The organism is Methylobacterium sp., assembly GCF_019745455.1.
In the GTDB taxonomy this organism is placed as follows: Bacteria; Pseudomonadota; Alphaproteobacteria; order Rhizobiales; family Beijerinckiaceae; genus Methylobacterium.
This window is the reverse complement of sequence record NZ_JAIETD010000028.1, coordinates 80,868-100,575: the sequence shown is the minus strand read 5'-3', so window position 1 is coordinate 100,575 and position 19,708 is coordinate 80,868. Positions and strand designations below refer to the sequence as shown.

The window sequence follows — 19,708 nt, the reverse complement described above, 5'->3', positions numbered from 1 at the left end:
CGGCGAACCGGGGCGGGCAGGATCTTACGGGTGGATCACCATGGCGGTGAACGGATAGACGTAGGCCTGCAGCATCACGAGGCCGCCCACGAGGCAGGCGAGCACGATGGAGTGCCAGAACACGAAGCGCAGGATCTTGCTCTCCTGGCCGAAATAGCCGGTGGCGGTGGAGGCGACGACGATCGACTGGGCATCGATCATCTTGCCCATGACGCCGCCCGACGAGTTCGCCGAGGCCATCAGGATGCCCGAGAGGCCGAGCTGCTCCGAAGTGATCTTCTGCAATCCGCCGAAGAGCACGTTCGAGGCTGTGTCGGAGCCGGTGAGCGCCACGCCGAGCCATCCCAGCAGGGTGCCGAAGAACGGGTAGAGGATGCCCGTGCCGGCGAAGGCCAATCCGAGCGTCGCGTCGACGCCCGCATAGCGGGTGAGCACGCCGAGGGCCAGCATCGCCGCGATGGTGATGATGGAGTAGCGCAGGACCCAGATCGTCTCGACATAGGCCGTGACCAGACGCCAGGGGGAAAAGCGCATGATCAGGCCGGAGATGATGGCCGCGAACAGCACGCCGGTGCCCGTGTAGGACATGTAGGTGAAGTTGAAGACCGCGGCCTCGGGGTGGGCCGTGGCCACCACCGGGGGTACCTTCATGATCACGTTGTGAAGGCCCGGCACCTCGTATTTCCAGGTGAAAATCGGGTTGACGATGCCCTTGAACCAGCCCGTGCCCCAGATCGCCACGATCACCGACAGGATGATCCACGGCACCCAGGCCATCATGATCTCGCGCGAACTCGCCGTGCGGGTGCCGGCGTTGAAGCTCGGGATCTCGGCGCCGGGAACGCCGGCTCCGAGGGAAGCGGGCCGGGCCTGCGCCATGTAGCCGACCGAAGGGTCGTTGCCGCGAAGCGCCGGGGAGGTCCAGGCCGTGGCCGGGCGCCAGACCTTGAGGAACAGCACGAGGGCGCCCATCGAGATCAGCGAGGCGCCGATGTCGACGATCCAGGGGTTGATGTAGTTCGAGATCGCAAATTGCGCGACTGCGAAGGAGACGCCGCAGACGGCGATGGCCGGCCAGACCTGGATCATGCCGCGGAAGCCCGCGAAGACCCAGATCAGCCAGAACGGCACGATCACCGAGAAGAACGGGAGCTGTCGGCCGATCATGGCGCCGAGGACGTAGGGATCGTAGCCGGTGACTGAGGCGAGGCCGGCGACGGGGGCGCCGAGCGCGCCGTAGGCGACCGGCGCGGTGTTGGCGATGAGCGACAGGCCCGACGCCGCGAGCGGAGAGAAGCCGAGGCCGATCAGGATGGCGCCGGTGACCGCCACCGGGGTGCCGAAGCCGCCTGCGCCCTCGAAGAACGCTCCGAAGGCGAAGGCCACGAGCAGGAGCTGGATGCGCCGGTCGGTGGTGATGCCGGCTACCGATTGCTGCAGGATGGCGAACCATCCCTTCTCCACCGTGAGGCGGTAGAGGAAGATGACGTTGAGGATGATCCAGCCGATCGGGAACAGGCCGAGGGCGACGCCGTAGGCCGAGGCGCGCAGGGCGAGATCCGTCGGCATGCCGAACAGGACGATGGCGACGAGGAGCGCGACCACCAGGGAGAGCACCGCCGCGATATGCACCTTGACCTTGCCGCTGGCGATCATGCCGAGCAGAGCGATCACCGGCACCGATGCCGCGAAGGTCGAGAGCCACGGATTCCCGAACGGGTCGTAGACTTGATTCCAGGTTTGCAAAGCTATCACTCCTCCCGCGGAGGGCCGTTCTCCGCGGTCCCGAACGCCCTGCTAGCAGAGGAGGTTAGGGGGCTCAACGACCGATATGCAACGGAAGGCATCTTGTATGCAGTGGTGCGGAACCGCCTACCGCATCCGTCTCGCACCGCGCCAAAGCCGCCACAGGCGGCGCCAGCGCGGCATGGAAATCACAGTCTTGAGGGGGTCGTAGCCGGGCCGCTCCATGGCAGCGAGGTAGGGTTCGATGAGTGCCACAGGCAGGAAGGCCGCACGGGCGGCGGGCGCGATCGTTCCTCGAGCGGCCGCGTAGGCGTCGAGATGCCGGCGGGCCAGCGCCCGCAATTCGGCGGCGGCGCGGATCAGGCCCGGGCCGCCGCGGCCCGTGACGATGTCCTCGCGGGTGACGCCGTTGGGTTTCAGGATGTCGGCCGGCAGATAGATCTGGCCTTGCCTGGCGTGCCAGGGCAAGGCCCGCAGCAACCCGGTGACGCCGTAGGCGACGCCGGCATGGCCGGCCGCCGCCGCGCCGCCGGGCTCGGCTCCATCCGAGAGGATGAGGCTGCCGAGGCGGATCAGCGCCGAGGCGGTCTCGCCGCAATAGCCCTCGAGATCGTTCACCCGCGGCATCGGATCGTCGTAGAGGTCGAAGACCCGCGCATCGATGAGGTCGACGAAGGGCTGGCGCCCGAGCTTGCGGGTGACGATGGCGTCGTCGAGGGCGGCCGCGACGGGGTTCGCCTTCACGTCCCCCCTCGCCTCGCCCTGTAGCGCGTCGCGCCACCATTGCAGACGGATCTCGCCGGCCATCGGGTTGGCCGCAGCCTCGCGGACTCGCGCGATGGTGAGACTGAACGCGTAGATGGCGAAGAGGTGCGGCCGGAAGGCGGCGGGCGCGAACAGGGTGGCGAAGTAGCGATCGGGGTCGCCCTCGCGTACCAGAGCCTCGCAATGCGCGAAGGCGAAGGCAAGGCCTTCATTGGCAGTGTGCGTGGTCTCGGCCTCGGTCATGCCACCGCCACCAGTGCGGCCGCGACCTTGCGGTTCTCCGCCATCAGGATGTTGTAGGTCCGCGCCGCAGCGCCAGTCTGCATCACGTCGAGGCCGATCCCGGCTTCCTTGAGCCAGCGCCGAAGCGGCTCGGCAAGCGGCACGATGTCGAGGCCGGTCCCGACGAGGAGCAGTTCGATCGTCGCCGCCTCGGCCTGGACCGGTCGCAGCGCGGTTCGGTCGATGGCGCGGGCATCCGCCACGTCCCAGGCCCTGACCCCGGATGGCAGGACCAGGATTGAGCCGCGATGCGACATCTCGGCGAAACGGAAGCCGCCGTTGCCGTAGGCGTCGATGAGGTGGCGCCCGGGAACGAAGCCGTCCTGTAGATCTCGTCTGAGATCGGGCGCCATCACGCCTCCTATTCCGCCGCCTGCGGTACGCGTGCCGTCGGCCTGACCTGCGCCTTCGCGCCGGACAGCATCAGGCCGAGATAGATCAGTGCCGGGGTCGAGACGAAGATCGCCGAGTAGGTGCAGATCACGACGCCCGCGAGCATGACGACGGCAAAGCCGTTGATCGCCTCGCCGCCGAACATCACCAGCGCGAGCAGCGACAGGAACGCCGAGGTTCCGGTCATCACGGTGCGCGACATCGTCGAGTTAATCGACAGGTTGAGAAGTTCCTCGGTCGGAATCGTTTTGTAGCGGCGCATCAGCTCGCGGGTCCGGTCGAACACCACGACGGTTTCGTTAAGCGAGTAGCCGACGATGGTGAGGATCGCGGCAATCGAGGTCATGTTGAACTCGATGCGGCTGATGACGAAGACCCCGAGGGTGAGCACGATATCGTGGAGGGTGCCGACGATCGCCCCGAGCGCCAGCTCGCGCTCGAAGCGGAACCAGAGGTAGAGCAGCACCGCGACCACCGAGAGCACGACGCCGATCGTGCCCGATTGCACAAGCTCGCCCGAGACGCGCGGACCGACGGTCTCGGTGCGGCGGAATTCGAAATCGGCGTCGAAAGCGGCGTGCGCCTTCTGCATCACCGCGGTCTGGCCCTGTTCGCCCGGCTGGAGCGGGAAGCGCACGAGGACGTTGCCTTGGCCGCCGAGTTCCTGCACCTCGGTCTCGCCGAAGCCGAAGCCATTGGCGGTATGGCGGACGCCGCCGATGTCGACGGTGCCGGACTTGGCCTGGAGCTCGACCAGGGTGCCGCCCTTGAAGTCGATGCCGAAATTGAGGCCGATCGTCAGGAACAGCACAACCGTCGCCACCGACATGAGAGCCGAGAGCGGGAAGGTGAAGCGCCGGAACCGCATGAAGTCGAAATGCGATTCGTCGGGCCAGAGGCGAAGCAGGCGCATGGTCGGTCTCGGATCTGTCCGGGAGGATGTGGGCGGCGGCCCTCCTCCATCAATGGGGCGAAACGCCCGCCGTCAGGACTGCGAGAAGGCTGTCCCTAGAACGGCAAGGCTTTCGGCCGGGCGTAATTGTACCACAACGCGATCATCATGCGCGTCAGGGTGACGGCGGTGATGACGGTCGTCAGGATGCCGAGGATGAACACCACGGCGAAGCCCTTCACCGGGCCCGAGCCCATGAAGAACAGGATCACCGCGGCGATCGCCATGGTCGAGTTCGAATCGACGATGGTGGCGAAGGCCTTGTCGAAGCCCGCCTGCAGCGCCGAGACGATGGAGCGCCCTGCCCTCACCTCTTCGCGCACGCGCTCGTAGATCAGAACGTTGGAATCGACCGCGGTGCCGATGGTGAGCACGATGCCGGCGATGCCCGGCAGCGTCATGGTCGCCTCCAGCACCGACATCAGGCCGAGGATGAGCCCGACATGGACGATGAGGGCGATGTTGGCGAACAGGCCGAACAATCCATAGGTCGCAAACATGAAGAGGACGACGAAAACGGCGGCAGCCGCCGTCGCCCATTTTCCGGCCTCGATGGAATCGCGGCCGAGGCCTGGGCCGACGACGCGGCGCTCGACCACCGTCAACTTGGCCGGCAGGGCGCCGGCGCGCAGCAGGACCGAGAGGTCGTTGGCCTGCTTGACCGTGAAATTGCCGGTGATCTGGCCAGAGCCGCCGGTGATCGGCGTGTTGATGCGGGGCGCCGAGACGACCTCGTTGTCGAGGACGATCGCCATGCGCCGGCCGACGTTCTCGCTGGTGGCCTGACCGAAGCGCTGGGCGCCCTTCAGGTTGAACTTGAAGCTCACCATCGGCTCTTGCGTCTGCTGGTCGAAGGCGGGCTGCGCATCCGTGAGGTCGGCGCCGTCGGCCATGATCCGGCGCTCCACCGGCACGCGAGCGCCGCCCTCGTCCTTCGAGGGCAGGAGGTCGACGTCGCCCGAGGGCGAATCCGCCAGCATGCGGAACTCGAGCTTGGCGGTCTTGCCCAGCTGCGTCTCGAGTTCCTGCGGGTCCTGCAGGCCCGGCACCTGGACGAGGATGCGGTCGGCGCCCTGCTGCTGGATCGACGGCTCCTTGGTGCCGCCGAAATCGATGCGGCGGCGGATCACTTCGATGGCCTGGGTCACCGCCCGGCGGGTCCTGTCGGTAAGGCCGGCCTCGGTCAGTGTGAGCTGGATCAGCCCATCCTGCCTGTCGTTGATGTCGAGGGTCTGTCCGCCCGAGGCGCTGACCAGGGCGTTCGAGATCGGCTGGGACAATTCGCGAAGCTTGGGCAGGACCTTGGCGCGGTTGGCCGGATCGGAGACCCGCACCTGGACTCCTCGCGGGATGATCTGGATGCCGCCCTCGGGCGTCACGCCGGCCTCGCGCAGGATGCGGCGGAGATCGTCGCGCAGGCCCGTCGTCTGCGACTTCAGGAGGTCGTTCTGGTCGATCTCGAGCAGGATCTGCGAGCCGCCCTGCAGGTCGAGACCGAGCACGATGGCACGTGTCGGCACGATCCAGCTCGGGAACCAGCTCGGCAGCGCCGCCATGAAGCCCTTGCGCTGGTCGGCCGAGAAGAAGCTCGGCACGGCGAGGCTGAGGCCGATCAGGATGATCGCCAGCGTCGTGACGATCTTGGTTCGCGAGAAGCGCAGCATCCGCCGTTGTTCCGTTTCTTATGTCGATGCAGCCGCTTGAGCCGGCGCCTTAAGCCGGTTTGTCAGGCTGCCTTGACCGGGCCACCCTTGACCCGCACTTCCGAGATCATCGTCCGCACGACCTTGACCCGGACGTTCGGCGCGATCTCGACCTCGATCTCGGACATCTCGTCGGCGACCTTGGTGACGCGGCCGACGATGCCGCCCGTGGTGACGACGGTGTCGTCGCGGCGCACGTTCTTGACCATGTTCTGATGCTCCTTCACGCGGCGCTGCTGCGGGCGGAGGATCAGGAAATACATGATGACGAAGATGAGGACGAACGGCACCACCTGCAAGGCGATGTCCGCTCCGCCGGCAGCGGGTCCGGCCGCTTGCGCGAAGGCGGGGGTGATCAGCACGCGGTACTCCTCATGAAGCGCGACAGCCGGCCACTCGGCGCGCGGGGATCGCGCGACCGGGCCGGTCGAAAAGCGCGCGGACTATAGCCAGGGGTGACCCGAAAGCAACGGCGGCCTGATGCGGCGCCGCCGCCCGATCCACCGAGGGATCGCGCGGCGTCGTGATTTTCGAGGACCGACCGGTTAAGAGCCCGCAATGCCGCGACAGGATCCTTCATCATGACCGCCCCCTCCCCGGCCGAGCCGCGCGACGCGATCCTGCCACTGCTGGAGCGGATCGCCGCCGCCCTGGAACGTGCCGCGCCCTCGCCTCCCGCGCCAGCCGACCTCACCTTTGCCGACGCCTTCCTGTGGGGGCCCGAGCGCCGGCTGATCCCGGTGCCAAAGGTCAACCGCGTCGCCATCGGGCTGCTGACCGGAATCGACCGCGCCCGCGACACGCTGCTGGCCAACACGCAGCGGTTCGCCGACGGGCTGCCCGCCAACAACGCCCTGCTCTGGGGGGCGCGCGGCATGGGCAAGTCGTCCCTCGTCAAGGCGGTCCAGGCCGAGATCAACGCGACCCGCTCGGGCGATGCCCTGCCGCTCAAGCTCGTCGAGATCCACCGCGAGGACATCGAGGCCCTGCCCGACCTGATGGCCGCCCTTCGGCCGGACCCGCATAACTGGATCGTCTTCTGCGACGACCTCTCCTTCGACGGCGAGGATACCTCCTACAAGTCCCTCAAGACCGCGCTCGACGGCGGCATCGAGGGGCGGCCCGAGAACGTTCTGTTCTACGCGACCTCGAACCGGCGCCATCTCCTCGCCCGCGACATGGTGGAGAACGAGCGCTCCACGGCGATCAATCCCGGCGAGGCGGTGGAGGAGAAGGTCTCCCTCTCGGACCGCTTCGGCCTCTGGCTCGGCTTCCACAAATGCAGCCAGGACGAATATCTCGCCATGGTGGCGGCCTATGTGGAGCGCCACGGGCTCAAGGCCGAGCCGGATCAGGTCAGGGCCGAGGCGCTCGAATGGGCCGTCACCCGCGGCTCGCGCTCGGGCCGCGCCGCGTTCCAGTTCATCCAGGACCTCGCCGGCCGGCTCGGACAGCGCCTCGATTGAGGCCTCTCTCTAAAGGACAGCCGACCATGGAGCCGGGCAAGCCATTTGAAGCGAGGCCGCCCGAACGCCGCCGCCGCAAGGACGGCGAAGCCCGGCGCGAGGCGATCCTCGATGCGGGACTGGAGGTGTTCTCCAGCCTTGGATTGCATGGGGCGAGCGTCGAGCAGCTCGCCGAGCGGGCCGGGATCTCGAAGACCAACCTGCTCTACTACTTCCCGTCCAAGGAAGAGCTCTACCTCGCCGTCCTGCGCCGCGTCCTCGACGTCTGGCTCGATCCGCTCCAGGCCCTCGACGCGAACAGCGAGCCGGCCGAGGCACTGAGCGCCTATATCCGCACCAAGCTCATCCTGTCGCGCGACGCACCGCAGGCCTCGCGCCTGTTCTGCCTCGAGGTCGTCCAGGGCGCACCGCTGCTGCGTGGTGAACTCGAGGGGCCTTTGCGCCGCCTCGTCGAGACCAAGGCCGGCATCATCTCCGGCTGGATCGCCGACGGCCGGATCGGGGCCCACGACCCCTATCACCTCATCTTCTCGATCTGGGCGATCACCCAGCACTACGCCGACTTCGCCGTGCAGGTCGACGCCATCACCGGACGCGGTCTCGACGACCCCGACTTCTTGGAGCGCACGGTGGCGAGCACGCAGGCGCTGGTCCTCACCGGCCTCGGCATCCGGGCCTTGCCCCTGCCCTCGTCCTGACCGATCGCCCGGCCTCCGCCTCGGCCCGATTCCTGCTCGCTGACGCCACCTGTTCTCGGAGACGCACCATGACGACGCTCACCATCGATGGCCGGACCTTCAGGAGTGCCGACGTCATGGCGGTGGCCCGGCCCGACGGGAGCGGCGCCCGCGCCGCCGTCGCCCTGGAGAGCGGCGCGCGCGAGCGGCTGGAGGCGGCGCGGACCTATATCGACGCGAACTTCATGACCGACGACGCGCCGCTCATGTACTCCTTCAACACCGGCGTAGGCCTGTTCAAGGACCAGCGCGTCCGCATGTCCGACATGCAGGAATACCAGCGCCGCACGGTCTACGCGCATGCCACCGGCGTCGGCGAGCCCTTCGACCCGGAGGTGGTGCGCGCCATGATGCTCCTGCGCGCCAACGCCTTCGCGTCGAACTATTCCGGGCCGCGGGTGGTGGTGGTGGACCGGCTCCTCGCGTGCCTGAATGCCGGACTGGTCCCGGTGATCCCGCAGAAGGGGTCGGTGGGCGCCTCCGGGGATCTCGCGCCCCTCGCCCATCTCGCCGGCGCGATCTGCGGTTTTGCCGAGGCCGAGATGATCTACGAGGGCAGGCGCATGCCCGCCCGCGAGGCCCTGGCGCTGGCCGGCCTCGAGCCCGATTTCCCGCTGGAGGCCAAGGACGCCTCGGCCCTGATCAACGGCTCCACCACCTCGCTGGCCCTCGGCGTGTTGGCGCTGGAGGATGCCAAAGCCCTCCTCAAGCACGCCGACATCGCCCTCTCGCTCTCCCTCGAATGCATGCGCTGCGAGACGGCCGCGTTCGATCCGCGCCTGCACGCGGCCCGACCTCACAAGGGGCAGGCGGCTACGGCCCGCAACACGTTACGCCTCCTCGAAGGATCGCGCCGCTGCACCGAAGCGGCGCGCCACACGATCTTTCCCGACGAAGCCCGGGCTCCGGGCGTCGCGCCGCCGCCGCGGGTCCAGGACGTCTACAGCTTGCGCTGCGCGCCGCAGGTCCACGGCCCGGTTCGCGAGGCCCTGGCCTATATCGGCGGCATCATCGGCACCGAGATCAACTCGGCCACCGACAACCCGCTCATTTTCGACGACGAGGAGGGCGGCTATGCCTGCATTTCCGGCGGCCATTTCCACGGGCAATACGTGGCGCAGGCGATGGACCTGCTCTCGATCGCGATCACCGATCTCGGCTCGATCAGCGAACGGCGCCTGTTCCGGCTCATCGACCCGACCCTGAGCTACGGCCTGCCGCGCAACCTCCTCGCCGGCAAGAAGGGGCTGAATACCGGGTTCGCCACCGTGCAATGCACGCTCTCGGCCCTCGTCATGGAGAGCCGGAGCCTGTCGAGCCCCGGCTCGGTCGATTCGATCCCCGGCAAGTCCAACGCCGAGGACCATGTCTCGAACTCGACCTGGTGCGGCCGGAAAGCCCGTACCATCGTCGAGAATGTCGAGCAGATCGTTGCCGGGGAGATGCTGATGGCGGCACAGGCCCTGACCCTGGTCGCCGACCTCGCCAAGGACCATCCGATCGGAAAGGGGACGCAGGCGGCCCTCGACGCGATCCGTGCCGTCATCCCGCCCGCCCTCGACGGCGACCGCTGGTATCATACCGAGATGGTGGACGCCCTGGCGCTGCTGCGCTCGGGTGCCATCGTCAAGGCGGTCGAGGCGACTGTCGGCGAGCTGGAATAGGTGCCTGAACAAACGAGAACGGCGGCCCTTTGGGGGCCGCCGTTCTTCGGGACTGATGCTGCAAACAATCAGTTGCTGGCGAGGTGCGGCATCGGATCGACGGGGGTCGCACCCTTGCGGATCTCGAAGTGGAGCTGTGGCGAGGTCACGTTGCCGGTGGCGCCGGACTTCGCGATGGTCTGGCCGCGCTTGACCTTCTCGCCGGGGCGCACGTCGAGCTCGCCGTTATGGGCGTAGGCCGAGACGTAGCCGTTGGTGTGGCGCACCAGGACGAGCTTGCCGTAACCCTTCACGTCCGAGCCCGCATAGGCGACGGTGCCGTCCTCGGCGGCCTTGACCGGCGTACCCTCGGGCACCGCGATGTTGATGCCCTCGTTACCAGACGAGCCGTAGCCGGCGATGACGCGGCCCTTGGCCGGCCAGCGGAACGACTGGTCGGGCGCGGCCGGAGCGATGGAGGCGGTCGAGGCAGGCTCGGCCTTCTCGGCGGCAGGAGCGGCGGACGCGACCTTCACCGGTGCGGCCTTGGCGTCGGCGGCAGCCTTCGCCTCGGCAGCCTTCGTCTCGGCGGCTTTCTTGGCCGCTTCGGCCTTGGCGAGCTTGGCCTCGGCCTCGGCAGCCTTCTTGGCTGCGTCCTTGGCTGCGTCCTTGGCGGCTTCGGCCTTGGCCTTCGCCGGATCGGCTTTGGGCTCCGGCTTCGCCTCGGCCTTGATCTCGATCTTGCGGACGGCCTTCGTCTCGGCCTTCGCGACGGTCTGGCCCGGGCGGACGTTTTTCTTCGCGTCGGCGGCCTTGGCCTCGGCGACCTTGGCTTCGGCGGCCTTGGCTTCGGCGGCCTTGCGCTCGGCGAGGATCCGACGCGACTCGGCGATCTTCTTTTCCTCGGCGAGCTTGTTGGCCTCCACGACCTTTCTCGCTTCGGCGATCTTCTCGGCTTCGGCGGCCTTGCGGGCGGCCTCGGCGGCGCGCTTCTCGGCGGCCTTGTCGACCGCCTTGGGAGTCAGCGTCATCGGCGGCGCGGCGCGGGTCGCGGCGCGGCCGGCATCGGGGTTCAGGCCGGAGACGGCACCCCCGGAGAACTGACCCGAGGGCTCGGTGGAAGCGAGGCGCGTCGTCTGGGCTGCGGCCGGCGCCGTTGCCATGGGACTAGGGCGCGGCGACATCCGGGCGGAGGGAGTGCCGAGGTCGGTGGAATCGACCCGGCCGGTGCGCAGGGGCGCCGCGCGCCCTTCCTCGGGCAGGCTGCCAGTGGCGGCCGGCTCGCTCGCCGAGAACGGGTTCGAGAACGGGTCCCCGAGGCGGGACGCGTCCGAAGAACAGGCGGCCGCACCGCCACCGATTATTCCGATGAGTGCGAAGCGCGACAGCGTCTTCAACCCTCGACCAGTCCCGCGAACCCGCATCGACGCACCCGTTAGCCTGACGCAACTTGATGACGTCATTCAAACGGGATTCAGGTTAAGCAACCGTTCCTGTTCATCGTCTTTCCTGTCCCGCAATCAACCGTGCGTGCGGTCTTGTTCACCCGCCTGACCTGCCTCCGCGCGCGAGCGATGGAGGATGTAGATCGACACGACCATGGTCAGGATCAGCACCGCCAGCACACCGAGTTCGATCATCGCGGCACGAAACATCGCCTCGCGCTCAGGCGTCATCGCGCCGTGCATGACCTCGGAGGATTGCAGGGTGATCACCAGCACCCGCCGGATCGAGGCGATCAGCCCGACGATCAGGAAGGGCTCGCCGGTGAGCTTGCCCGAGCGCATCGAGACCCGGACCGTGTGCAGGATCTCGACGACCATCAGCACGAACAGCAGCCTGTCGACGATCTCGAGTAGCTTGGCCGCCCCGCCGAGATGCAGCACCGCGTCGACGACGAGGCCGGTGGCGTTCACGAGCGCCAGGATCGCCGTCAGGGCGAGAAGCAGGCCGAGGGCCGCATAGATCAGGTGCTCGGTATGGGCGAACAGGCGGGTCGAGACCTGCGTCACGCGCCCCGGCGGGTCCTCGTCCTGCGCCATCCCGACCGGCCTCCTGGACCGTAAAGCTTTACCGTACACGCCGTGCCGCGATTCGGCACCCGGTTTCCCGCAAAGGTTGGATCTCGATCGATCGACCGCGCCTGGCTACAGGACCGCCGCTCGCCCCGGCGTCATGGGCGCCAGCCTCAGCTTCGGGCCGAGGCGATGCGCGAGGGCGCCGTCGGGTCCGCGCTCGACGGTGACGAGGCGGCCCGTCTCGGGACGCCCGACCACGCCGACGAGGCGCCCTCCGGGCATCAGGGCCTCGGAAAGTCTCGGGGGCAGCCCCGTGAGCGTCCCGTTGACGAGAATGCGGTCGTAGCGTCCCGCCACCTCGGCGAGGCCGTCGCCGATCGACACCTCCGCCCCGCAGCCCCCGGCGGCAAGCCGATCTTGCGCATCCTCGACGAGGGTCGCGTAGCGCTCGACGCTGCGGATCTCGGCGGCCCCGAGGCTGGCGAGGAGCGCGGTGACGTAGCCCGACCCGGTGCCGATCTCGAACACCCGCTGGCCGGGCCGCAGGGCGAGGGCCGCCAGCATCGCCGCGATGGTTGTCGGCGCCGTCATGGTCTGGCCGCAAGGCAGCGGCAGGGCGATGTCGCGCCGGGCGTGACGGCGCAGGTGGGCGGGTGCGAAACGCTCGCGCGGCACCCGCTCCATCGCACTCAGGATCGCGGTGTCGCGCACTCCGCGCCCGCGCATGGCGAGCACGAAGGCGGCGTCCTCGACGGCGCCCGCCTCGTCGTCGCCAGGGTCGTAAGAGGCGCTCAGGCTAGTCCTCGAAGGCGAGGGCGAAGCGGGTCAGCGTCGGCTCGTCGGTGAGGTCGAGGCGAAGCGGCGTCACCGAGATGCGGTTCTCGGCGATGGCCTTGAGGTCGGTGCCGTGACCCGGCTCGAATCGCGCCTTGGCGAAGGCGAGCCAGAAATACGGGTTGCCGCGCCCGTCCTGACGCGCGTCGATGGCGAGCAACGCCTGGTTGCGCTGGCCCTGCGCGGCGATCGCCGTCCCGACGACCTCCTCGGGCTCGCAATCGGGGAAGTTGACGTTGATGACGATGCCGGGCTCGATTCCGGTCTCCAGGATCTTCTTGACCACGCCCGGCCCATGGGCGGCGGCGCAGTCCCATTTGATCGCCCCGCGTCCTCCTGCGCCGTAGGCCTGGCTCATGGCGATGGAGCGCACGTTGAGGATGGTACCCTCCATCGCCGCCGCGATGGTGCCCGAATAGGTCACGTCCTCGGCGACGTTCTGGCCGCGGTTGACCCCTGACAGGACGAGGTCCGGCCCATGGTCCTTGAGGATGTGGCGCACCCCCATGATCACGCAATCGGAGGGCGTGCCCTTCACGGCGAAGCGTTTCTCGGAGATCTGGCGCAGGCGCAGGGGATCGTTGAGCGAGAGCGAGTGCGAGACGCCGGACTGGTCGCTCTCGGGCGCCACCACCCAGACGTCGTCGGACAGGCTCCGGGCGATGCCCTCCAGGGTCTCCAGGCCGGGGGCGTGGATACCGTCGTCGTTGGTGACCAGAACGCGCATCAGCTCTTGGGTCCTTCGATTCGCTCGATGCCGCCCATATAGGGCTTGAGCACCGACGGCACCGTGACGCTGCCATCCGGGTTCTGGTAATTCTCCATCACGGCGATGAGCGCGCGGCCCACGGCGACGCCCGAGCCATTGAGGGTGTGGACGAACGAGGCGCCCTTGCCCTCCTTCGGCCGGTAGCGCGCGTTCATCCGCCGCGCCTGGAACTCGCCGCAGACCGAGCAGGACGAGATCTCGCGGAACGTCCCCTGCCCCGGCATCCAGACCTCGATGTCGTAGGTCTTCTGGCTCGCAAAGCCCATGTCGCCGGTACACAACGTCATGACGCGAAACGGCAGGTCGAGCTTCTTCAGCACCGCCTCCGCCGAGCCGAGCATGCGCTCGTGCTCGCTCGCCGATTGGTCGGGCGTCGTGATCGAGACGAGTTCGACCTTGTTGAACTGATGCTGGCGCAGCATCCCGCGGGTGTCGCGCCCCGCCGAGCCGGCCTCGGCGCGGAAGCAGGGGGTGAGGGCGGTGAACCGGAGGGGGAGTTCGTCTTCCGCGAGGATCGATTCGCGGACAAGGTTGGTCAGGGGCACTTCGGCTGTGGGGATGAGCCAGAAATCATCGCCTGCGCGAAACTGGTCATCCCGAAACTTCGGCAACTGCGCCGTGCCGAACATCGCCTCGTCCCGGACGAGGATCGGGGGCGCCACCTCGGTGTAGCCGTGCTCGCCCGTATGCAGGTCGAGCATGAACTGGCCGAGCGCCCGCTCCAGCCGGGCGAGCTGGCCTTTCAGCACCACGAAGCGCGCACCCGACATCCGCGAGGCCGCCTCGAAATCCATCAGGCCCGAGGCCTCGCCGAGCTCGAAATGCTGCTGGCCGGTCGCGAGTTGCGGACGCTTCGCCTCGAAGCGCCGATACTCGACGTTGCCGTGCTCGTCGGCGCCCTCCGGCACCTCAGGATTCGGGCTGTTCGGGATCGCGGCGAGGCGCTCGTCGAGCACCTTCCCGGCCTCTGCTTGAGACGCCTCCAGGGCCGGCGCCTCGTCCTTGAGCCGCGCCACCTCGGCCATCAGCTCGGCCGCCCGCGCCTCGTCCTTGGCCTTCTTGGCCGCGCCGACCTCCTTCGAGAGGGCGTTGCGCCGCTCCTGGTTCGCCTGAGCCGCCGAGACCGCGGATTTGCGCGCATCGTCGAGGCCGATCAGTTCGGCCGCGAGGGGCTCGAGCCCCCGCCGCTTCAGGGCGAGGTCGAAGGCGTCCGGGTTCTCGCGGATGGCGCGGATATCGTGCATGGGCGGCTCGGCTCGCGTGGGACGCCGACGCTTTGCCGCATCGGTGCGGGCGCGACAAGGGCGAGCGCGCCGCTTGGGGTCTCCCCTCTCCCCGCCTGCGGGGAGAGGGTCGCAGGCACCTCGCCGTGCCTGCGACGAGCGGAGCGAGGGTGAGGGGGCGTTTCCGGAAGTGGCTCCCGCGGAGTCGCCCCCTCACCGTCGGCTGCCGCCTCGCCGCGCCGACGACAGGGTCGTCGCGGCCCTCTCCCCGCGTGCGGGGAGAGGGGGGTCGCACGAATGTCGCGCTCAGGCAGAGGCGCACGGGTGATTCCCGCGCTCTCACGCCAGCCGGCGCAGCGGCGGCGTCTCGGATTCCTGCTGTGTCCGCGGCACCGCATGATAGCGCCGCGCCGCGTAGACCAGCCCCTCCCCTTCCGCCGGCTCGGCCAGGGCCTCGACCGCGCAGAACAGCACATCGTGGCTGCCCATGGCGGTGCGCTCGACGATGCGGCAATCGAAGGCGACGAGCGCCCCCTCCAAGACCGGCGCGCCGGTGGCAAGGCTGCCCCAGGTGGCGGAGGCGAAGCGCTCGTCCATCGGCGTCTTGCCGCCGAAGGCACCCGCCACGGCCGATTGTTCGGCGGTCAGCGTGTTGACGCAGAGGGCGTCGTTGCGGCTGAAGGATTCGTAGGCCGAGGAGCCGCGGTTGAGGCAGACCAGCAGGGTCGGCGGCGCATCGCTGACGCTGCACACGGCCGTCGCGGTGAAGCCGGCCCGGCCGCCGGGGCCGTCCGTGGTGACGAGGTGGACGGCGCTCGCCATCAGCGCCATCGCGTCGCGGAAGAGGCCGGCCTCCAGGGGACGATGATCTGTCATGGCGGCCTTGGTCGCTATGGTCATGGGTGCCGCGCCAGGAAGGCCAGCAGGGCGGCGTTGAAGGCGTCCGTCCGGGTCACGCTATGGGCGTGTCCGCCATCGGGCGCGAGGTCGAGATGGGCACGCGGCAGGGTTTCGGCCAGATGCCGCGATGCGGTCCAGGGCACCAGCACGTCGTCCTGCGCCGCCATCACATAGGTCTCGGCCTCGACGTCTCCCAGCCTCTCCGACGCATCGAAGGCCTCGATCGCGGCGATGCGGGCGAGCACGTTGGCGGCTCCGGGGAAATGCGCCAGCGCATGGGCCTCGTCTGCCGCGACGCGCTCGGCGTTCTCGGAGAGCCAGGGTGCGGGATAGAGGAAGATCGCCTGCGCCTTCACGTAGGCCTCCGGCCCGACATGGGTGAGGAGGCTTTTTCTGGCGGCGAAACAGCGCTTCGTCGCGGGATCGGTCTTCGCCCAGCCGTTGACGATCACGAGGCGGCCGACGCGCTCGGGCGCGATAAGCGCCATCTCCAGACCGATCAACCCGCCGAGCGCATGGCCGACGACGTCGCAAGCGGCGATATCGAGGGCGTCGAGAACGGCGAGCGCATCGCGGGCCATGGCGGCGATGTTGTGCCCCGGCTCCAGCTCATCCGGCGAGCGGCCGGTCCCGCGATGGTCGTAGGCGACCACCCGGAACAGCTCCGCCAGGGCCGGGATCTGCGGTGCGAAGTACCCCGCCGATCCGCCGAGACCGGGCGAGAGCAGCACGGTCCGCTCGCCCGAGCCGTGGACCTCGTGATGGATCGGCGCCACCTCAGGCCCGGCCGATATGGGCGACGGAGGCGATCTCCACGAGGGCGTCGGGCTTCACGAGGCCGCATTGGATGCAGTAGCGGGCCGGCTTGTCGCCGGGAAAGTAGCTCGCATAGACCGCGTTCATGGCGCCGTAATCGGCCCAGTCCTTCAGGAAGATGTGGTTGAAGGTGACGTCGTCCATGGTCCCGCCGGCGGCCTCGACCACGCCCTTGATGGTCTCCAGAACGTGCCTGGTCTGCGCCGAGGCATCGCCGACATGGACGACGTTGGCGTCGGCATCGAGCGGCAGCGTGCCCGAGACGTAGAGCACGCCGTCGGCCAGCGTTCCGGGAACGTAGGGCGCGAGCGGCTTGCCGGTGCCCGGCGGGATGATGACGGTCTTGGGCATGGGACGGCTCCTTCAGCCTTGGGTCGTTCTGAGTTTGCCTGGAAAAGTTCCCTCCCCGTCATCCCGGGCTCGCCGGAGCCTGTCCTTGGACCGGCCAAAGGCCGGATCCGGGGGCGCCCCGGGATGACGCGGGGGGCACTGGACGACGATCTCTACTCGGCCGCCATCGCTTCCGACCCGCCAACCGCCCTCTCGAACGCCGCCACGTCCGAGACCCAGCCGAAGAAGGTCTCGATATTGGCGAGCGCCCCCGCCTGCAGGCTCTCCGGCCCGGCCTGGTGGGTGGCGTCGGCCAGCACGATGCCGAAATATTCGAGGAAGAAGCCGTCGCGCAGGGTCGATTCCACGCAGACATTGGTGGCGATGCCGGTGAAGACGAGGGTGCGGATGCCGCGCGCCCGCAGCATGCTGTCGAGCGCCGTGTTGTAGAAGCCGCTGTAGCGGGGCTTGGGGAGCACGATGTCGCCGGGTTCGGGATTGAGCGCATCGACCAGGGCGTAGTCCCAGGTGCCCTTGGCGAGCAGGCGCTCGTTCATGCCGGGGCGGCTGCGCATGGTCTTGAGCGCGTTCGACTTGTGCCAGTTCGGCGAGCCCGGTCCGCCGGCCTCGACGTAATCCGGGTCCCAGCCGTTCTGGAACCAGACCACCGGGATGCCGGCGGCGCGCGCCGCCGCCACGGCCTGCGCGATCCTGTCGATCACCGGCCCCGTCGCCGAGACGTCGAACCCGGCGAGATCGAGATAGCCGCCCTTCGTCGCGTAGGCGTTCTGCATGTCGACGACGATGAGCGCCGTGGCGGCAGCGTCGAACGCGATCGGCTCCGGCCGCGCCGGCAGGGTGATGGCGCCGTGGCGGCCTTGCGGATCGTGATAGCCGGCCGGCATCACGCCACCTTCGCCATCGCGCCAGCATCCTGCGACAGGTGCTGGCGCGACTGCATCAGCGGCTGGATGCGGGTGCCGAAATCCTCGATCCCCTTGAGGAAGTCGTCGAACACCAGGAGCACGCCCTCGGTGCCCGGCACCGTCGCCACATCGTCGAGCATCTCCGCCACCTGCGCGTAGGAGCCGACCAGCGTGCCCATGTTGATGTTCACCGCGGAGGTCGGATCGACCATCTGGCGGACATTGGTGTCGGCGCCGGACTTGGTGTCGGCCGCCCCTTGCACCCCGAGCCAGGCGATCGCCTCCTGGTCGGCCCCGGCCTTGTAATGCTCCCAGGTGGCGCGGGCGGCCTCCTCGGTCTCGTCACCGATGATCATGAACAGCACGTAGGAGGAGACGTCCCGCCCGGTCTCTTGCTTGGCGACCTCCAGCCGCTCGACCGTCGGGGCGAAGGCTTTGGGCGTGTTGACGCCCTTGCCGAAGCAGAAATTGTAATCGGCGTATTTGGCCGTGAAGCTCATTCCCGCCGAGGACTGCCCCGCGCAGATGATCTTCATGTCGGCCTGGGGCCGCGGCGAGAGGCGGCAATCGTCCATCTGGAAGAACTCGCCCTTGAGGTCGCAGGACCCGGTCTCCCACAGGTCGCGCAGCACCTGAGCGTATTCCGAGAGATACTCGTAGCGCCGCGAAAAATACTCGTCGCCGGGCCACAGGCCCATCTGCGAGTATTCGGGCCGCTGCCAGCCGGTGACGAGATTGAGGCCGAAACGGCCGTTCGAGATCGAGTCGATGGTCGAGGCCATCCGGGCCGTGATCGCCGGCGGCATGCACAGGGTCGCTGCCGTCGCGAAGAGCTTGATCCGGCTCGTGACCGCCGCGAGGCCCGCCATCAGGGTGAAGGATTCGAGGTTGTGGTCCCAGAACTCGGTCTTTCCGCCAAAGCCCCGAAGCTTGATCATCGAGAGCGCGAAATCGAGCCCGTAATGCTCGGCCCGCAGCACCACCTGCTTGTTCAGCTCGAAGCTCGGTTTGTATTGCGGCGCGTTCTCGGACAGCAGCCAGCCGTTGTTCCCGATCGGGATGAAGACGCCGACATTCATGGCAACCTCGCTACTCGAAGAATCGATCGGGCCGTGGCGACAGGCTGACGATATCGAGTTGGACCAAATGGTCAAACTACTCCGGAGCGGTTTTCGGCCGGTTGCACAAAGTCCCTTCGGTTTGCCCGCGTGACGGGCGGCCGCTGCTCAAAACGGATGCGGGATCCGGCACGCTGTCCGACCCGGGCCTTCTCACTCCGGCGGATGATGCGCGGCCCAGTGGCGGGCGATGTCGATCCGGCGTGCGACCCAGACCCGATCATGCGCGGCTATGTGGTCGAGGAAGCGGATCAGCGCCCCGATGCGCCCCGGCCGGCCGATGAGACGGCAATGCAGCCCCACCGACATCATCTTCGGGGCGGTCTCGCCCTCGGCATTGAGCGCATCGAAGGTATCGCAGAGGTAGGTGGCAAAGTGGTCGCCGGTGTTGAAGCCCTGCGCCGCCACGCAACGCATGTCGTTGGCGTCGAGCGTGTAGGGCACGACGAGGCCGCGGCCGCTCGGCTCCTCGATCCAGTACGGCAGGTCGTCGGCGTAGGAATCGGCGAGGTAGGTCATGCCCGCCGCGATCGCGAGGTCGAGGGTGTGGACCGAGGAGCGGCCGGTGTACCAGCCGAGCGGACGCTCGCCCGTCACCTCGGTGTGGATGCGGATCGCCTCGGCCATGTGGGCGGCCTCGTCCTCCCGGGAGAAGCGGGCGTAGTCGATCCATTTCAGCCCATGGCAGGCGATCTCCCACTCCGCCTCGCGCATGGCCGCCACCGCCTCCGGGTTGCGGGCGAGCGCCGTGGCGACGCCGAACACGGTCACGGGCACGCCCCGGGATCGAAACAGCCGCCACAACCGCCAGAACCCAGCGCGCGAGCCGTACTCGAAATTAGATTCCATGCTCATGTGGCGCAGGCCCGGCCAGGGCTGCGCGCCGATCAACTCGGAGAGGAAGGCCTCGGAGGCGGAATCCCCGTGCAGGATGCAGTTCTCGCCGCCCTCCTCGTAATTGAGCACGATCTGCACCGCGATCCGGGCGCCGTTCGGCCAATGCGGGTGCGGCGTGTTTCGGCCGTAGCCGACGAGATCGCGGGGATAGGTCACTGGATCGGTCTCGGGTCGCGGATACGATGCTTGG

General features: G+C 68.4%; 19 protein-coding genes and 1 pseudogene. 3 read left to right on the top strand and 17 right to left on the bottom strand.

The genetic code is table 11. The annotated features are described in order from the left end of the window. Window positions 1-24: 24 nt before the first annotated feature. The 6 genes from K2Y56_RS06065 to yajC form a co-directional block, all read right to left on the bottom strand. Window positions 25-1,746 carry an L-lactate permease gene (locus K2Y56_RS06065; RefSeq protein WP_292506109.1) on the bottom strand — a complete coding sequence of 574 codons (1,722 nt, stop codon included), beginning with the start codon at window positions 1,744-1,746 and terminating at the stop codon, window positions 25-27. A 126-nt stretch (window positions 1,747-1,872) separates the two neighbouring features. Next, the gene (locus K2Y56_RS06060; RefSeq protein WP_292506107.1) at window positions 1,873-2,754 is read right to left on the bottom strand and encodes a phytoene/squalene synthase family protein; all 882 of its coding nucleotides are present in this window, start codon (window positions 2,752-2,754) and stop codon (window positions 1,873-1,875) included. Next, window positions 2,751-3,146, bottom strand: a complete 396-nt coding sequence (locus tag K2Y56_RS06055; RefSeq protein WP_292506105.1) for an MTH938/NDUFAF3 family protein — start codon at window positions 3,144-3,146, stop codon at window positions 2,751-2,753. The genes K2Y56_RS06060 and K2Y56_RS06055 overlap by 4 nt, the downstream gene beginning before the upstream one ends. 8 nt (window positions 3,147-3,154) lie before the next feature. Continuing rightward, window positions 3,155-4,099, bottom strand: coding sequence for a protein translocase subunit SecF (secF, locus tag K2Y56_RS06050; protein ID WP_292506104.1), 945 nt, complete (start codon window positions 4,097-4,099; stop codon window positions 3,155-3,157). Between the two features lie 95 nt (window positions 4,100-4,194). Next, window positions 4,195-5,802 (bottom strand): protein translocase subunit SecD, encoded by a 1,608-nt coding sequence (gene secD / locus K2Y56_RS06045; protein WP_292506102.1) that lies wholly within the window; start codon window positions 5,800-5,802, stop codon window positions 4,195-4,197. Between the two features lie 62 nt (window positions 5,803-5,864). After that, window positions 5,865-6,200, bottom strand: a complete 336-nt coding sequence (yajC, locus tag K2Y56_RS06040; RefSeq protein WP_292506333.1) for a preprotein translocase subunit YajC — start codon at window positions 6,198-6,200, stop codon at window positions 5,865-5,867. 222 nt (window positions 6,201-6,422) lie between these two features. On the opposite strand from yajC, the gene K2Y56_RS06035 reads away from it, so the two are divergent. The 3 genes from K2Y56_RS06035 to K2Y56_RS06025 all read left to right on the top strand — a co-directional run bounded on the left by K2Y56_RS06035 (window position 6,423) and on the right by K2Y56_RS06025 (window position 9,708). Further along, window positions 6,423-7,307 carry an ATP-binding protein gene (locus tag K2Y56_RS06035; protein WP_292506101.1) on the top strand — a complete coding sequence of 295 codons (885 nt, stop codon included), beginning with the start codon at window positions 6,423-6,425 and terminating at the stop codon, window positions 7,305-7,307. A gap of 26 nt (window positions 7,308-7,333) precedes the next feature. Continuing rightward, window positions 7,334-8,005, top strand: a complete 672-nt coding sequence (gene rutR, locus K2Y56_RS06030; RefSeq protein ID WP_292506099.1) for an HTH-type transcriptional regulator RutR — start codon at window positions 7,334-7,336, stop codon at window positions 8,003-8,005. A 68-nt stretch (window positions 8,006-8,073) separates the two neighbouring features. Next, on the top strand, window positions 8,074-9,708 hold the full coding sequence (locus K2Y56_RS06025; protein WP_292506098.1) for a histidine ammonia-lyase: 1,635 nt from the start codon (window positions 8,074-8,076) through the stop codon (window positions 9,706-9,708). A gap of 68 nt (window positions 9,709-9,776) precedes the next feature. On the opposite strand, the gene K2Y56_RS06020 is transcribed toward K2Y56_RS06025, so the two are convergent. The 11 genes and pseudogenes from K2Y56_RS06020 to puuE all read right to left on the bottom strand — a co-directional run. Continuing rightward, window positions 9,777-11,111, bottom strand: a complete 1,335-nt coding sequence (locus tag K2Y56_RS06020; protein ID WP_292506095.1) for a M23 family metallopeptidase — start codon at window positions 11,109-11,111, stop codon at window positions 9,777-9,779. Window positions 11,112-11,207: 96 nt separating this feature from the next. After that, entirely contained in the window at window positions 11,208-11,729 is a 522-nt protein-coding gene (locus K2Y56_RS06015; protein WP_292506094.1) for a phosphate-starvation-inducible PsiE family protein, read from the bottom strand. 105 nt (window positions 11,730-11,834) lie between these two features. Next, window positions 11,835-12,431: a protein-L-isoaspartate O-methyltransferase gene (locus K2Y56_RS06010; protein ID WP_292506331.1), complete on the bottom strand. Its 597-nt coding sequence runs from the start codon at window positions 12,429-12,431 to the stop codon at window positions 11,835-11,837. A gap of 70 nt (window positions 12,432-12,501) precedes the next feature. Beyond that, the gene (gene surE / locus K2Y56_RS06005) at window positions 12,502-13,266 is read right to left on the bottom strand and encodes a 5'/3'-nucleotidase SurE (RefSeq protein ID WP_292506091.1); all 765 of its coding nucleotides are present in this window, start codon (window positions 13,264-13,266) and stop codon (window positions 12,502-12,504) included. Continuing rightward, a complete protein-coding gene (serS, locus tag K2Y56_RS06000) occupies window positions 13,266-14,552 on the bottom strand; it encodes a serine--tRNA ligase (protein ID WP_292506089.1) in 1,287 nt (428 codons plus the stop codon). The genes surE and serS overlap by 1 nt, the downstream gene beginning before the upstream one ends. Before the next feature lie 318 nt (window positions 14,553-14,870). Continuing rightward, window positions 14,871-15,407 carry a flavin reductase gene (locus K2Y56_RS05995; protein ID WP_292506087.1) on the bottom strand — a complete coding sequence of 179 codons (537 nt, stop codon included), beginning with the start codon at window positions 15,405-15,407 and terminating at the stop codon, window positions 14,871-14,873. Between the two features lie 20 nt (window positions 15,408-15,427). Continuing rightward, on the bottom strand, window positions 15,428-16,207 hold the full coding sequence (rutD, locus tag K2Y56_RS05990; protein WP_292506086.1) for a pyrimidine utilization protein D: 780 nt from the start codon (window positions 16,205-16,207) through the stop codon (window positions 15,428-15,430). A gap of 1 nt (window position 16,208) precedes the next feature. Further along, window positions 16,209-16,598, bottom strand: a complete 390-nt coding sequence (gene rutC, locus K2Y56_RS05985) for a pyrimidine utilization protein C (protein ID WP_292506085.1) — start codon at window positions 16,596-16,598, stop codon at window positions 16,209-16,211. A 152-nt stretch (window positions 16,599-16,750) separates the two neighbouring features. Next, window positions 16,751-17,482: a pyrimidine utilization protein B gene (gene rutB, locus K2Y56_RS05980; RefSeq protein WP_292506084.1), complete on the bottom strand. Its 732-nt coding sequence runs from the start codon at window positions 17,480-17,482 to the stop codon at window positions 16,751-16,753. Further along, complete coding sequence (rutA, locus tag K2Y56_RS05975) at window positions 17,482-18,582, bottom strand: pyrimidine utilization protein A (RefSeq protein WP_292506082.1); 1,101 nt, start codon at window positions 18,580-18,582, stop codon at window positions 17,482-17,484. Before rutA ends, rutB begins: the two co-directional genes overlap by 1 nt. A gap of 201 nt (window positions 18,583-18,783) precedes the next feature. Further along, a pseudogene (puuE, locus tag K2Y56_RS05970) lies at window positions 18,784-19,674 on the bottom strand (allantoinase PuuE); the annotation flags it as partial. Window positions 19,675-19,708: the final 34 nt, after the last annotated feature.